The organism is Polaromonas sp. (assembly GCF_016185115.1).
Classification (GTDB): Bacteria; Pseudomonadota; Gammaproteobacteria; order Burkholderiales; family Burkholderiaceae_C; genus Polaromonas.
In genome coordinates, this window is sequence record NZ_JACPOF010000015.1 from 256,514 (window position 1) to 269,727 (window position 13,214).

General features: G+C 58.5%; 12 protein-coding genes. 10 read left to right on the forward strand and 2 right to left on the reverse strand.

From position 1 onward, the window contains the following. Positions 1-67 precede the first annotated feature (67 nt). The 4 genes from HYX42_RS07660 (at position 68) to hsdR (ending at position 6,454) form a co-directional block, all read left to right on the forward strand. Positions 68-1,522 carry an N-6 DNA methylase gene (locus HYX42_RS07660; RefSeq protein WP_293401502.1) on the forward strand — a complete coding sequence of 485 codons (1,455 nt, stop codon included), beginning with the start codon at positions 68-70 and terminating at the stop codon, positions 1,520-1,522. After that, positions 1,519-2,718 (forward strand): restriction endonuclease subunit S, encoded by a 1,200-nt coding sequence (locus HYX42_RS07665; RefSeq protein ID WP_293401504.1) that lies wholly within the window; start codon positions 1,519-1,521, stop codon positions 2,716-2,718. Before HYX42_RS07660 ends, HYX42_RS07665 begins: the two co-directional genes overlap by 4 nt. A gap of 257 nt (positions 2,719-2,975) precedes the next feature. Further along, a complete protein-coding gene (gene fic / locus HYX42_RS07670; protein WP_293401506.1) occupies positions 2,976-4,097 on the forward strand; it encodes a protein adenylyltransferase Fic in 1,122 nt (373 codons plus the stop codon). Next, on the forward strand, positions 4,094-6,454 hold the full coding sequence (gene hsdR, locus HYX42_RS07675) for an EcoAI/FtnUII family type I restriction enzme subunit R (protein WP_293401508.1): 2,361 nt from the start codon (positions 4,094-4,096) through the stop codon (positions 6,452-6,454). Before fic ends, hsdR begins: the two co-directional genes overlap by 4 nt. 209 nt (positions 6,455-6,663) lie before the next feature. Here hsdR and HYX42_RS07680 read toward each other — a convergent pair whose 3' ends face one another. Beyond that, positions 6,664-7,593: a LysR family transcriptional regulator gene (locus HYX42_RS07680; RefSeq protein WP_293401510.1), complete on the reverse strand. Its 930-nt coding sequence runs from the start codon at positions 7,591-7,593 to the stop codon at positions 6,664-6,666. A 131-nt stretch (positions 7,594-7,724) separates the two neighbouring features. Here HYX42_RS07680 and HYX42_RS07685 point away from each other — a divergent pair, with 131 nt between their 5' ends. Next, complete coding sequence (locus tag HYX42_RS07685; RefSeq protein ID WP_293401512.1) at positions 7,725-8,570, forward strand: intradiol ring-cleavage dioxygenase; 846 nt, start codon at positions 7,725-7,727, stop codon at positions 8,568-8,570. A 16-nt stretch (positions 8,571-8,586) separates the two neighbouring features. After that, complete coding sequence (locus HYX42_RS07690) at positions 8,587-8,889, forward strand: Dabb family protein (protein WP_293401514.1); 303 nt, start codon at positions 8,587-8,589, stop codon at positions 8,887-8,889. 11 nt (positions 8,890-8,900) lie between these two features. Here HYX42_RS07690 and HYX42_RS07695 read toward each other — a convergent pair whose 3' ends face one another. Then, entirely contained in the window at positions 8,901-9,680 is a 780-nt protein-coding gene (locus HYX42_RS07695; RefSeq protein ID WP_293401516.1) for an IclR family transcriptional regulator, read from the reverse strand. A 178-nt stretch (positions 9,681-9,858) separates the two neighbouring features. On the opposite strand from HYX42_RS07695, the gene HYX42_RS07700 reads away from it, so the two are divergent. From HYX42_RS07700 to HYX42_RS07715, 4 genes are read left to right on the forward strand one after another with little or no spacing between them, the layout of a single operon-like run. Further along, positions 9,859-10,875, forward strand: coding sequence for a TRAP transporter substrate-binding protein (locus tag HYX42_RS07700; RefSeq protein WP_293401518.1), 1,017 nt, complete (start codon positions 9,859-9,861; stop codon positions 10,873-10,875). 19 nt (positions 10,876-10,894) lie between these two features. Further along, a complete protein-coding gene (locus HYX42_RS07705; RefSeq protein WP_293401520.1) occupies positions 10,895-11,353 on the forward strand; it encodes a type II 3-dehydroquinate dehydratase in 459 nt (152 codons plus the stop codon). Position 11,354: 1 nt separating this feature from the next. Further along, on the forward strand, positions 11,355-11,924 hold the full coding sequence (locus tag HYX42_RS07710; RefSeq protein WP_293401521.1) for a TRAP transporter small permease: 570 nt from the start codon (positions 11,355-11,357) through the stop codon (positions 11,922-11,924). Beyond that, positions 11,921-13,198 carry a TRAP transporter large permease subunit gene (locus HYX42_RS07715; RefSeq protein ID WP_293401522.1) on the forward strand — a complete coding sequence of 426 codons (1,278 nt, stop codon included), beginning with the start codon at positions 11,921-11,923 and terminating at the stop codon, positions 13,196-13,198. The genes HYX42_RS07710 and HYX42_RS07715 overlap by 4 nt, the downstream gene beginning before the upstream one ends. Positions 13,199-13,214: the final 16 nt, after the last annotated feature.

Consider the following 13,214-nt stretch of genomic DNA (forward strand, 5'->3'; position numbering starts at 1 on the left):
TTCCTGTAACCTTCCCCCTCCGGGATGGTGTTCATCCCGCCTCTACAAGATTTTGACCAGCCCCCGCATGTTTGAACAGACTTTCAAGAATATCGACGACATCCTGCACAAGGATGCCGGCTGCACCAGCGAGCTGGATTACACCGAGCAATCGTCCTGGCTGCTTTTTCTCAAATACCTTGACGCACTTGAAACCGACAAGGCCACCGAGGCTGCGCTGGACGGCAAAAAGTACAAAGCCATCCTGGACGCCGACTACCGCTGGGAAGCTTGGGCCGCGCCCAAAGACGCCAAAGGCAAGCCCGACCACAACAACGCCATGACGGGTGAAGACCTGCTTCAGTTTGTGAACGGCAAGCTGTTTCCCTACCTGCACGGTTTCAAGCAGCGGGCCACCGGGCCCAACACCATTGAATACAAGATTGGTGAAATTTTTGGCGAGATCAAAAACCGCATCCAGAGCGGTTACAACCTGCGTGAAGTGATTGAGTTGGTGGATGAGTTGCGCTTTGGCTCGCAGGAAGAAAAGCACGAGCTTTCACACCTGTACGAGGCCAAGATCAAGAACATGGGCAACGCCGGCCGCAATGGGGGTGAGTACTACACGCCACGTCCGCTGATTCGCGCCATGATTCAGGTGACGGCTCCCAAAATTGGCGAGCGCATTTATGACGGTGCCGTGGGGTCAGCGGGGTTTTTATGCGAAGCGTTTGATTACCTCAGCGCCAAACCCAACCTGTCTACCCGCGACCACCGCACGCTGCAGACCAACACCTTCTTCGGCCGGGAAAAGAAAAGCCTGGCCTACGTGATTGCGATCATGAACATGATCCTGCACGGCATCGAGGCACCCAATATCGTGCACGCCAACACGCTGGCCGACAACATTCAGGACATTCAGGACAAGGACCGCTACGACATCGTGCTGGCCAACCCACCCTTTGGCGGCAAGGAGCGCAAGGAGGTTCAGCAGAACTTCCCCATCAAGACAGGCGAAACCGCATTCCTGTTTCTGCAGCACTTCATCAAGATTCTCAAGCCCGGTGGCCGCGCCGCCATCGTCATCAAGAACACTTTTTTAAGCAACACCGACAACGCCAGCGTCAGCCTGCGCAAGCTGCTGCTGGAGAGCTGCAACCTGCACACCGTGCTCGATTGCCCCGGCGGCACGTTTCAGGGTGCAGGTGTGAAAACCGTGGTGCTGTTTTTTGAGAAGGGCGCACCCACGCGCAAGGTCTGGTATTACCAGTTGGACCCGGGGCGGAACATGGGCAAGACCAATGCGCTTAATGACAAAGACCTGACGCACTTCGTCGAGCTACAAAAGACCTTCGCTAAGTCAGCGCAGTCTTGGTCGGCGGAAATGAGTGCGATCAACACTGGCACGTTTGATTTGTCGGTGAAGAATCCGAACGGAGGTGACGAGGTGGCGCATCGTAGCCCTCAAGACATCATGGATGAAATTGCTACGCTGGATGCCGAGAGCACAGAACTGCTTGCGACCATTCGGGGTTTGGTGTGAGCAGCAAATGGAAAATTAGTACGCTGGCGGAAATCACCACGCGAATCACCGATGGCAGTCACAACCCCCCTAAGGGAATGGAGCAGAGCGAATTTCTGATGCTCAGTTCCAAAAATGTGCTGGATGATGAAATTAATTTCGAAAATCCCCGTTACCTTTCAGCGGAGGACTTTGCCTTAGAACATCGGCGCACCAAAGTCGCAAAGGGTGATGTTCTTCTCACAATTGTTGGAACCATTGGGCGTACAGCCGTGGTCCTGGACGATGCACCTTTGTTTGCACTCCAGCGGAGCGTGGCGGTGATCAAGCCTCATACAGATCAAGTACTTCCTCGTTTCCTTATGCTTGCGCTCATGCATAGTGCGGATCGTTTGAACGAAAAAGCACGGGGTGTTGCGCAGAAGGGTATTTACCTTGAAACATTGCGCGAGTTCACGATCCGGCATCCATCGTTGCACGAGCAGCAGCGCATCGTCGCCATCCTCGACGAAGCGTTTGACGGCATCGCCACCGCCGAAGCCAACGCCGAAAAGAACCTGCGGAATGCTCGTGCGCTGTTTGAGAGTTATCTGCAAGGCATTTTCACTACGGCTTCTGAAACATGCGAGCTAGTCGCGCTGTCGGAACTGGCGACGGACATCACCGATGGCGACCATATGCCGCCACCTAAATGCGAGATCGGTGTACCTTTCATCACTATCGGGAACATCAACAAGAAGACAAGAAAAATTGATTTCAGCGACACGTATATGGTGTCGCATGAATATCTAAAAAATCTAAAGCCAAACCGAAAGCCTAAAAAAGGAGACGTTCTCTATACAGTTACAGGCTCCTTCGGAATACCTGTTCTTGTTGAGGATGACGTGGAGTTCTGTTTTCAGCGACACATCGGCTTGGTACGCCCGAAACCGACTACGGATAGCGCTTGGCTCAACTATCTGTTGTTGGCGCCGCAAGTTTTTAAACAAGCTGATGATGGAGCCACCGGCACCGCGCAGAAAACGGTGTCGCTCAAGATACTGCGTAATTTTCTTGTTCCAAGAGTGCCGTTACCTCAACAACGAGAAGCCGTCACCAAACTCGATACTTTGCGAGCAGAAACCCAACGTCTCGAATCCATCTACCAGCAAAAACTCGCCGCCCTCGACGAGCTCAAAAAGTCGCTGCTGCACCAAGCCTTCACCGGCGCTTTGTAGTTGAATTTTTTAATTCGGCGGTGGCGCTGGACTCATGTGAAGGGATAACGCTGTTTTATGAACATATCGGCATCAACCCGATAAGAAATCTCGGTTTTCTATACATGAGCGACCAGAGACCGGTGAAGCCATCGACACATGGAGAAGATGCGTCGATTTAATTGATAAATTTCGACATAACGGGTTGACGTGTCGATGCCATCGACATAAACTGCCCCAAACCTAAGGTCGTGTCGATAAAACAATAAAAATTAAACATGAGCGCTGTACTCTGGCGGGCTGACCAGCCCTACAACACTCTGCCGCCGCTGCCACCGGGCGCGGAACTGGAGACGCGGGCCGTGCTCAAGCAGTGCATCACGGCGCGGGCGGCGCTGGCTGAACTGAAGCAGGCGGCGCAGTTGATACCCAACCAGGCCGTGCTGATCAACACCCTGCCATTGCTGGAGTCGCGGGCCAGCTCCGAGATTGAGAACATCGTCACCACGGCAGACAAGCTGTTTCAACACCAGCGCAATGAAGAACATGCTGACCCGGCAACGAAAGAGGCCTTGCGCTACAGCCGCGCGCTGCTGGAAGGTTTTGGCGCGCTCGGCCAGTACCCGCTGGGCACCCGCAGCGCCGAAGACATCTGCACCCATATCAAGGCCGTGCAAATGTCGGTGCGGCGCACGCCGGGCACGCGGCTGTCCAACGGCGCAACCGGAGAGATTGTGTACACGCCTCCGGAGGGTGAGGGCGTGCTGCGCGATCTGCTGGGCAACTGGGAGCGTTACCTGCACAACGAGGTAGATCATGACCCGCTGATCCGCATGGCAGTGGGGCATTACCAGTTTGAGGCCATTCACCCGTTTACCGATGGCAACGGGCGTACGGGGCGCATCATCAACAGCCTGTTTCTGATTGAAGAAAACCTGCTGACCTTGCCGATTCTGTATTTGAGCCGCTACATCATTAAGAACAAGGCTGACTATTACCGCCTGCTGCTGCAGGTGACGCGTGAACAACAGTGGGAGCCGTGGATTATTTACATCCTCAAAGGCATTGAAGAAACCGCCACGTGGACCACGGCCAAGATTGCCGCCATGCGTGCGTTGACCGAACACACCACGGCGTATGTCAAAAGCCGCCTGCCCAAGATATACACCCACGAACTGGTGAGTCTGATTTTTGAGCTGCCCTACTGCCGCATCAGCAACCTGACGGATGCAGGCATTGCCAGGCGCCAGACAGCATCGGTGTATTTGAAGCAGCTGGTAGACATTGGCGTGCTGGTTGAAAACGCCGAGGCCAAGGAAAAGCTTTTCATTCACCCCAAGCTGATGCAACTGCTTACCCGTGACAGCAACGAATTCAAACCTTATGTGATGCCCACATGAATGAAGCCGAAACCCGTGCCGAGCACATCGACCCCGCCTTGACAGCCGCAGGCTGGGGCGTGGTGGAAGGCAGTGTGGTGCGGCGCGAGTTTCGTATTACCCAGGGTCGGCTGCAAGGCGGTGGCGTGCGCGCCAAGCCTGAGATTGCTGACTACGTGCTGGTGTACCGCAACACCAAACTGGCGGTGATTGAAGCAAAGGCCTGGGACAAACCGCATACCGAAGGCGTGGCGCAGGCCAAGAGCTACGCCGGCAAGCTGGCGATACGCCACAGCTACGCGACCAATGGCCAGGCGATTTACGGCATTGACATGGCCACCGGTGTTGAAGGCGACATTGCGGCCTTCCCCGGCCCTGACGCGCTGTGGTCGCTGACCTTTGCTGAACAAAATGCCTGGCGCGACCGGTTTGCGGCCGTGCCCTACCCGAACAAAAGCGGTACCTGGGACATTCGTTTCTACCAGGAGATTGCCGTCAGCCGGGTACTTGAAAAAATCAGCGCCGGCAGCGACCGCATTTTGTTGACGCTGGCGACGGGCACCGGGAAAACGTCGATTGCCTTCCAGATTGCGTGGAAGCTGTTTCAAAGCCGCTGGAACCTGAAAGACTGGAAGAGCAAGGACGAACCCACGCGGCAGCCGCGCATCCTGTTTCTGGCGGACCGCAACACACTGGCCGACCAGGCTTACAACGACTTCACATCGTTCAGCGCGTTTTCAGAAGACGCGCTGGCTCGCATCAGCCCTGAAGAAATACGCAAGAAGGGCAAGGTACCGAAAAACGCGAGTGTGTTTTTCACCATCTTCCAGACCTTCATGAGTGGCTCTGTAAAAGAGTCTGAATCTGAAACTGGCGAGAGTGCAAAGCAAGGCTACTTCGGCGATTACCCGAAGGACTTCTTCGACCTCATCATCATCGACGAATGCCACCGCGGCGGCGCCAATGACGAGGGCAACTGGCGCGGCATACTTGAATATTTCTCCCCGGCCGTGCAACTGGGCCTGACGGCTACGCCGAAGCGCAAGGACAACATCGATACCTACGCTTATTTTGGCGAGCCGGTTTACACCTATTCACTCAAAGAAGGCGTGAACGACGGTTTTCTCACGCCCTTCAAGGTGGTGCAGATTGCCACGACGCTGGATGAATACGTTTACACCTCTGACGACACGCTGGTTCAGGGCGAGGTAGAAGCGGGCAAGCGCTACATGGAGTCGGACTTCAACCGCATCATTGAAATCCGCCAGCGCGAGGAATACCGTGTCAAAAAGCTGATGCAGATGATCGACCAGCGCGAGAAGACGCTGGTGTTTTGCGCTTCCCAGGAGCACGCACTGGCCGTACGCGACCTGATCAACCAGAACAAGACAAGCACAGACCCGAACTACTGCCAGCGTGTAACTGCCAACGACGGCGCTTTGGGCGATCAGCACCTGCGCGAGTTTCAGGACAACGAAAAGACGATTCCGACCATCCTGACCACGTCGCAAAAACTTTCAACCGGCGTGGACGCACGCAATGTACGCAACATCGTGCTGCTGCGGCCCGTCAACTCGATGATCGAGTTCAAGCAGATCATCGGGCGCGGTACCCGGCTGTATGAGGGCAAGGACTACTTCACGATTTACGACTTTGTGAAGGCGCACCAGCTGTTTTCGGACCCGGAGTGGGATGGTGAGCCGATGGACCCAACGCCGCCGGTACCCCGGCCACCCGGCGAGGGCCCGGCGGGCGTGACGGAGCCGCCTCCACGGGGCGACCCACCGCCCCGGCCCGCGCGCATCAAGGTCAAACTGGCCGACGGCAAGGAGCGCACGATTCAAAGCATGAGCGCCACCAGCTACTGGGGGCCGGACGGCAAGCCACTGTCTGCGGCCGAATTTCTGGGCAGCCTGTATGGCGCGCTGCCCGAGTTCTTCAAAGACGAAACCGAGCTGCGTACCCTCTGGAGTGAGCCGGAAACCCGCAAGGCATTGCTGGACGGCCTGGCTGACAAAGGGTTTGGCAAAGGCCCGCTCACCGAAATGCAGAAGATCATCGACGCAGAGAAGTGTGACCTGTTCGATGTGCTGGCCCACGTAGCCTATGCCATGCCGGTTGAGACACGGACCCAGCGGGCGAACAAGGCAACGGCGCAGGTGCACCAGCACTTCAATACGAAACAGCAGGCCTTTCTGGACTTTGTGCTGGGCCACTATGTTGACCAGGGCGTTGATGAACTGGACGGCGAGAAACTGGCGCCCATGCTCAGGCTTAGGTACAAAGGTGCCATCGCCGATGCGGTGAGGGATCTCGGCCAACCCGAGCAGATCCGGCAGGTGTTTGTGGGCTTCCAGAAGTATCTGTACCAGCGCTGAGCTGGCTGCACAACGTGATCAGTTCCTCGATTTGCTACATTTTTCATAGCTGCTCACGCACGAATTCATTAGTCTACAGCCATATTTGGCACTCAAAAACGGCATTTTTTGGACGATTTTTGGCCAAAACTGCGGTTCGGAACCGACCAAACCGCCAAAATGTAAAGTCGACTTTACACGTGGGTTGGGGCTAGGGCTGACCTCGCGCGTCAATACACCCCGAATCGCCCCGTCCACTTGCGCTCATAGTCCATCTTTTCAAAGTGTTCGGCCATGAAGTCGATGAACGTCCGCACCTTGGCCGACAGGTGTTTGCGGCTGGGGTAGGCGAGGTTGATGGCCAGGCGGGGCAGGTCCCAGTCGTCGAGCAGCGGCACCAGTCGGCCGGCGACGATGTCTTCATAGACGATGTACGAAGGCTGCACCAGGATGCCCATGCCGTCGAGCGCGGCGGCGCGCAGGATCTGGCCGTCGTTGGCTTCCATCACGCCCTTCAGGTTGAGCGTCGTTGTTTTGCCGGCCTGGGTGAATCTGAACTCGTGCGGCTTGTTGGCCAGTGTGTAGATCAGCAGCTTGTGGCGCTGCAGGTCTTCAAGCGTTTTGGGCACCCCGTGCTGCGCCAGGTAGCGCGGTGAGGCGGTGAGGATGCGCCGGGTTTCGGCCAGCTTGCGGATGGTGATGTTGGAGTCGGGCTCGACCTCGCGCGTGCGGATGGCGACGTCGATGTTGTTGTCGATGATGTCCATGTAGCGATTACCCGACTCGACATGCACGGTGACATTGGGGTAACGCGCCGTGTACTCGCGCAGCAGCGGCGCGACGTGGTTCAGCGAGAACGACAGCGAGGCGGTGATGCGCAGCACGCCGGTCGGGTTGAGCGCCGTGGCGTTGACGGCAGATTCGGCATCGCCCAGGTCGCCTAGTATGGTTTTGGCGCGGGCAAAAAACTCCTGCCCGGTGTCGGTCAGGTAGAGGCGGCGTGTGTTGCGCTCGACCAGCCGCGCGCCCAGGCGCGCTTCCAGCGAGGCAAGGTGGCGGCTGGCGGCGGCATTCGACAGGCCCAGCGCCTCAGCCGCGCGGCTCAGGCTGCCGGCTTCGGCCACCTGCACAAACAGTTCGATTTCAGTCCAGCGGTCCATGATTTGAAGCGGTGTGTTTTTCGTTTAGCGGAAAACTGATTTTCGTATGAAGGCTTTTATTCCGCCAGACGCAGTCTATATTCATCCACCATCCATCTCACGCCCACATTCACGAACAACAGGAGACACCCATGAGAAATCTTAACCAGGACACCATCACCCAGGCCGTCATTGCCCGCCTGGCCACCACCCCCGACCCGCGCCTGAAGGAAATCCTGACCAGCCTGGTCCAGCACCTGCACGCGTTTGCGCGCGAGGTGAAGCTGACGGAAGAAGAATGGATGCAGGGCATACAGTTCCTGACCGCCACCGGCCACAAGTGCGACGACAAGCGCCAGGAATTCATTTTGCTGAGCGACACGCTGGGCCTGTCGATGCTGACGGTGGCGATGAACAACGACAAACCCGCCGGCTGCACAGAGCCCACGGTGTTCGGTCCCTTCTTTCTGGAAGACGCACCGCGCTTCAAGCTCGGTGAAGACGTCGCCGGCGGTGCCAGCGGCGAGCCCTGCCTGGTGCACGGCACCATCAAATCGCTGGACGGCAAACCCGTGCCCAACGCCCTCATCAATGTCTGGCAGGCCGATGCCGACGGCAACTACGACGTGCAGTACGCACACCTGGCCAAACCGCAGGCGCGCGGTATTCTGAATGCCGATGAAAACGGCAACTTTTACTTCAAGACCATCCTGGCCGAGGCCTACCCCATCCCGACCGATGGCCCTGTCGGCGCGATGCTCAAGGCGACAAAGAACCACCCCTGGCGCCCCGCCCACCTGCACTTCATGATCGACGCGCCGGGTTACGAGAAGCTCATCACCCACGTCTTCCGTGACGAAGACCAGTACCTCGAGTCGGACGTGGTGTTTGGCGTGCGCTCATCGCTGGTGGCCGACTGGAAGAAAAAGCCCGACGGCACCTACGACCTCGAATACGACTTTGTGTTGAACCCGGTCAAACAGACTGCCAAAGCCTGAAACGCGGGCACCCAGCGTGATCAAACACATCGTGATGTGGAATGTGCGCGGCGACACGGCGGCTGAAAAAGCCGCCGGCGTCGCCAGACTCAAGCAGGCCTTTGAAAGCCTGCGCGGCAAGGTGCCGGGGCTTTTAAATCTTGAAATCGGCGTGGACAGCAGCCGCATTGACTACGCCTGCGATGTCGTGCTGTATTCAGAGTTTGATTCGCAGGCTGCGCTCGATGCTTACGCGGTGCACCCCGAGCATTTGCGTGTCAAAGGCGAACTTGGTGACTTGCGTATTGCAAGGCACCAGGTCGATTACACGGCGGGCTGATCGCGGCCTAATCAGGCGCGTTTTTTGAACATCGCCGACGCGCCGCTTGCGGCCTGTATGTCTTCGGCGGTACTGATCAGCGCATTGGAGAGTTCTTCCATGCGCGCTTCGGTCAGGCGAATCAGCGGGCCGGCAATCGTCACCACACCAATGGTGCCCGAGGGCGAGCGTATGGGCGCGGCCATGGCGCTCATGGCGGGCGAGAACACCTCGCTGATGGTGGCGAAGCCGCGTTTGCGCGCCGTTTGTATGTACTTGAGAAGCTCTTGCACGGTCGTGGGCGCGTTGGGACCGAAATCCTGCGGCTTGCCAAAACCCTGTTTTGCGACCAGTTGAAGCGCTTCTTCATCTGTCATGGTCGACAGCCAGGCATGGCCGGCCGAGCTGCAGGACAAACTCACCGACAGGCCCATGTCTGGGTCATAACGCAGGCCGCGCCGCGCGCCCTGAGCCTTCGCCACAAAGGTCAGGTCGTCACCATCCACCACGGCCAGGCGTACCAGCTCGCCGGATTCTTCAGCCAGGCGGTCGAGCAGCGGCTGGGCCACATCGACCACGCCAGACGCGCTCAAAAATCCCAGTCCCAGTGAGACCAGCTTGATGGTGAGTACATACTCACCCTGTTCCCTGACCTGGCGCACATAACCGCAGCGCACCAGTTCGGCCAGCAGCCGGTGGGTCGCGCTGAGCGGCATGTCCAGCGTCGCTGCGATGGTGGAGACGGTTTGCCCTTCGGGGTGCACCGCGAGTTGTTCCAGCGTTTTGAAGCTTCTTTCCAGCAGGTTGCTCATGTCGTGGGTCGCGTTGTATCGTGTTTTTTCGGTTTGAACCGGGCTATTGGGCCATGCCCAAGGCGGGGCTGCAATTGATTAATGGTAATGGTTTTCCATTATGGAAAGACTTTCCATTCTTGTGGAAAATTTATGCAAAATCCCGCCACTTCCTCAAAACTTCATCAGGAGACCGTTCATGAAATTCACCCGCCGCCCGCTCGCCCTTGGCCTTGCAGCCGCCCTGTCATTTGCTTTTGCCATGCCCGCCATGGCCCAGATCCAGGAACGCACCATCAAGTTTGGTCACCTGAACAACCCTGACCACCCGACCAGCCTGGGCGTCCGCAAGTTCGCCGAAATCGTTGCAGCCAAGACCGGCGGCAAGATCAAGGTGCAGGAATTCGCGGCTTCCCAGCTCGGCAATGAGCTGCAGCAGCAATCGGCTTTGCAGGGCGGTGTGCAGGAAATGCTGGTCGCGTCGACCACGTCATTGAACGGCATCGTCAAGGAATTCGGCCTGCTGGACTTTCCCTTCCTCTTCGCCAATGCGAAGCAGGCCGACGCGCTGGTCGACGGCCCCCTGGGCAAGATGCTCACCTCCAAACTGCCTGAAAAGGGCGTGATCGTTCTGGGCTTCTTCGACCTGGGCTTTCGCAACGTCACCAACAGCAAGCGCCCCATCATGAAGGGTGCCGACCTGGAAGGCCTGAAGCTGCGCGTGATCCCGAACCCGGTGTTCCTTGAAACCTTCAAGACCTTCAAGGCCAACCCTGTGCCCATGCCTTTTGCCGAGCTGTACGGAGCGCTTGAGAGCAAGGCTGTGGATGGCGAGGAAAACCCCTTCGCGGTCATCGCGTCGAGCAAGTTCTACGAAGTGCAGAAGTACGTGAGCGGCACCAATCACGTTTACGCGACCAACCCTATCCAGATCAGCAAGCGCTTCTGGGACCGCCTCTCGGCTGCCGAACAGAAGATCCTGGCGGATGCCGCCATCGAAGCACAAAACTGGCAGCGTGTGGTCAGCCGTGAAGTCTCGGCCAAGGCGCTGGGTGAACTGACGGCCAAGGGCATGCTGTACAACGACGTTCCGGCTGCCGAGCTTGCCAAGATGCGCGCCGAAGTGCGCCCCGTCTATGACAAGTTCTCCGCCGCCTATGACCCTGCCGTCGTGACGCTGTTCAAGTCCGAGCTGGAGCGGGTGTCGAAGTTCTGATCCCCATGAATTGAGTTCCATGAAAATACTTGTCCTTCACGGGCCGAACCTGAACCTGTTCGGCCGGCGCGAGCCGCACATCTACGGCACCACGACGCTCGCACAGATCAACGACATGCTGGCAAAACTGGCAGGGGAACTGGGCGTCACGCTGGAGACCATACAGTCGAACCATGAAGGCGCGCTGATTGATTTCCTGCATGAGAACATCGACTCGGCGCAGGGCGCGCTGGTCAACCCCGCCGGGCTCACCCAGCATGGCGTGCCGCTGCACGACGCCATCAAGGCCATGCCCTTCCCGGTGATCGAGGTGCACATGTCCAACCTTGCGACACGTGAACCCTGGCGCCACCACTCGATCATCTCGCCGGCCGTGAAGGGCACGATCCAGGGCTTCGGTCCGCGCTCGTACCTAGAGGGCTTGCGGGTCGTGACCGATATCGCGCGTGAAGCGCAGGCCACTGCCGCGCAAAACTGACATGGACAAGTTTGTCGACAAGGCCTGCAAGGGCATCGAGTTCCTCATCGCACTCGGCCTGGCCATCATGGTCGTGCTGGTGTTCGGCAATGTCGTGCTGCGCTACGGCTTCAACTCGGGCATCACGGTGTCCGAAGAAGTGTCGCGCTGGCTCTTCATCTGGGGCACCTTCCTCGGTGCCCTCGTCGCGCTGCGCGAACACGGTCACCTTGGCATCGACATGGTCGTTGGCAAGCTGCCCGTCATCGGCAAGAAGATCTGCCTCATCGTCGGCCACGTGCTGATGATCTTCATCGTCGTGCTGCTGGCCATGGGCAGTTGGGAGCAGGTCAAGATCAACCTGGACGTCACTGCGCCCACGACCGGCTGGTCGATGTCCATCGTCTATCTCTCGGGTCTTGTGTTCGGCGTGCTTGCATGCGGGCTGCTGCTGCTGGATTTGTGGAAGGTCGTCAGCGGCCAGCTGTCGGATGACCAGCTGGTCATGGTGCAGGAGTCGGAAGAGGCCGTGCAGCTCAAGCAGGTGCTGGACGACGCGCGAGAGTCAGACAAAATCGGAGCGCGTTCATGACCATTGCCATTTTTATCGGCTCGCTGCTGGCCGCCATGGCCCTGGGCATTCCCATTGCGTTTGCATTGCTCGCCAGCGGTGTGGCCCTGATGTGGCATCTGCAGCTCTTCGATGCGCAGATCCTGGCACAGAACCTGGTCGGCGGCGCCGACAGCTTCCCGCTGCTGGCTGTGCCTTTTTTCATGCTGGCCGGCGAGATCATGAATGTCGGCGGCCTGTCGCGCCGCATCGTCGACCTCGCGCTGGCGCTGGTCGGCCACGTCAAGGGCGGGCTGGGCTACGTGACCATCATGGCCGGCTGCCTGCTGTCGGCGCTGTCCGGCTCGGCGGTCGCCGATGCGGCCGCGCTCACCGCGCTGCTGTTGCCGATGATGGTCAAGGCCGGGCACGACAAGGTACGTGCCGGTGGCCTGATCGCCTCCGTGGGTGTCATCGGTCCGGTCATTCCGCCCAGCATCGGGCTGGTGATCTTCGGCGTCGCGGCCAACGTGTCTATCTCCAAGCTCTTCCTGGCGGCCATCGTGCCGGGCCTGCTGATTGGCGGCGCACTCTGGATCACCTGGGCCTGGCTGGTGCGCAGCGAGAAGATCGTGCCGCCGCCGCGCAAGTCGGCCACCGAGATCATGAAGGCCTTCCGCGAAGCCACCTGGGCGCTGGTCCTGCCGGTCATCATTCTGGTCGGCCTGCGCATGGGCGTGTTCACGCCGACCGAGGCGGCCGTGGTGGCTGCCGTCTACGCCCTGTTCGTGTCCACCGTCATCTATCGCGAACTCAAGCTGTCGCAGCTCTACGCCGTGTTCGTGGCGTCAGCCAAGACCAGCGCCATCGTGATGTTCCTGATTGCTGCCGCGATGGTCAGTGCCTGGCTGATCACCGTCGCCAACCTGCCGGCCATGGTGGTGGAACTGCTCAAGCCTTTCATGGGCAGCCCCATTCTGCTGATGTTCGCCATCATGGTGCTGGTCATGGCCGTCGGCACGGCGATGGACATGACGCCCACCATCCTGATCCTCACGCCGGTGCTGATGCCCGTGGTCAAGGCCGCGGGCATAGACCCGGTTTACTTCGGCGTGCTGTTCATCATCAACAACTCGATAGGGCTGGTGACGCCGCCGGTGGGCACGGTGCTCAATGTGGTGGCGGGTGTCGGCAAGATCAGCATGGACGATGTCACCAGGGGTGTCATTCCTTTCATGATCGCGGAGTTCGCCATCATGTTCCTGATGGTGGTGTTTCCGAAACTGGTTACCGTGCCGGCAAGCTGGTTCTACTGATTCCATTTCTACTTCA

Excerpts from the sequence above, each read along its gene's own strand:
- HYX42_RS07660 (WP_293401502.1), top strand. The coding sequence starts at position 68 with ATGTTTGAACAGACTTTCAAGAATATCGACGACATCCTGCACAAGGAT.
- fic (WP_293401506.1), top strand. The coding sequence starts at position 2,976 with ATGAGCGCTGTACTCTGGCGGGCTGACCAGCCCTACAACACTCTGCCG.
- hsdR (WP_293401508.1), top strand. The coding sequence starts at position 4,094 with ATGAATGAAGCCGAAACCCGTGCCGAGCACATCGACCCCGCCTTGACA.
- HYX42_RS07680 (WP_293401510.1), bottom strand. The coding sequence starts at position 7,593 with ATGGACCGCTGGACTGAAATCGAACTGTTTGTGCAGGTGGCCGAAGCC.
- HYX42_RS07685 (WP_293401512.1), top strand. The coding sequence starts at position 7,725 with ATGAGAAATCTTAACCAGGACACCATCACCCAGGCCGTCATTGCCCGC.
- HYX42_RS07695 (WP_293401516.1), bottom strand. The coding sequence starts at position 9,680 with ATGAGCAACCTGCTGGAAAGAAGCTTCAAAACGCTGGAACAACTCGCG.
- HYX42_RS07700 (WP_293401518.1), top strand. The coding sequence starts at position 9,859 with ATGAAATTCACCCGCCGCCCGCTCGCCCTTGGCCTTGCAGCCGCCCTG.
- HYX42_RS07705 (WP_293401520.1), top strand. The coding sequence starts at position 10,895 with ATGAAAATACTTGTCCTTCACGGGCCGAACCTGAACCTGTTCGGCCGG.
- HYX42_RS07710 (WP_293401521.1), top strand. The coding sequence starts at position 11,355 with ATGGACAAGTTTGTCGACAAGGCCTGCAAGGGCATCGAGTTCCTCATC.
- HYX42_RS07715 (WP_293401522.1), top strand. The coding sequence starts at position 11,921 with ATGACCATTGCCATTTTTATCGGCTCGCTGCTGGCCGCCATGGCCCTG.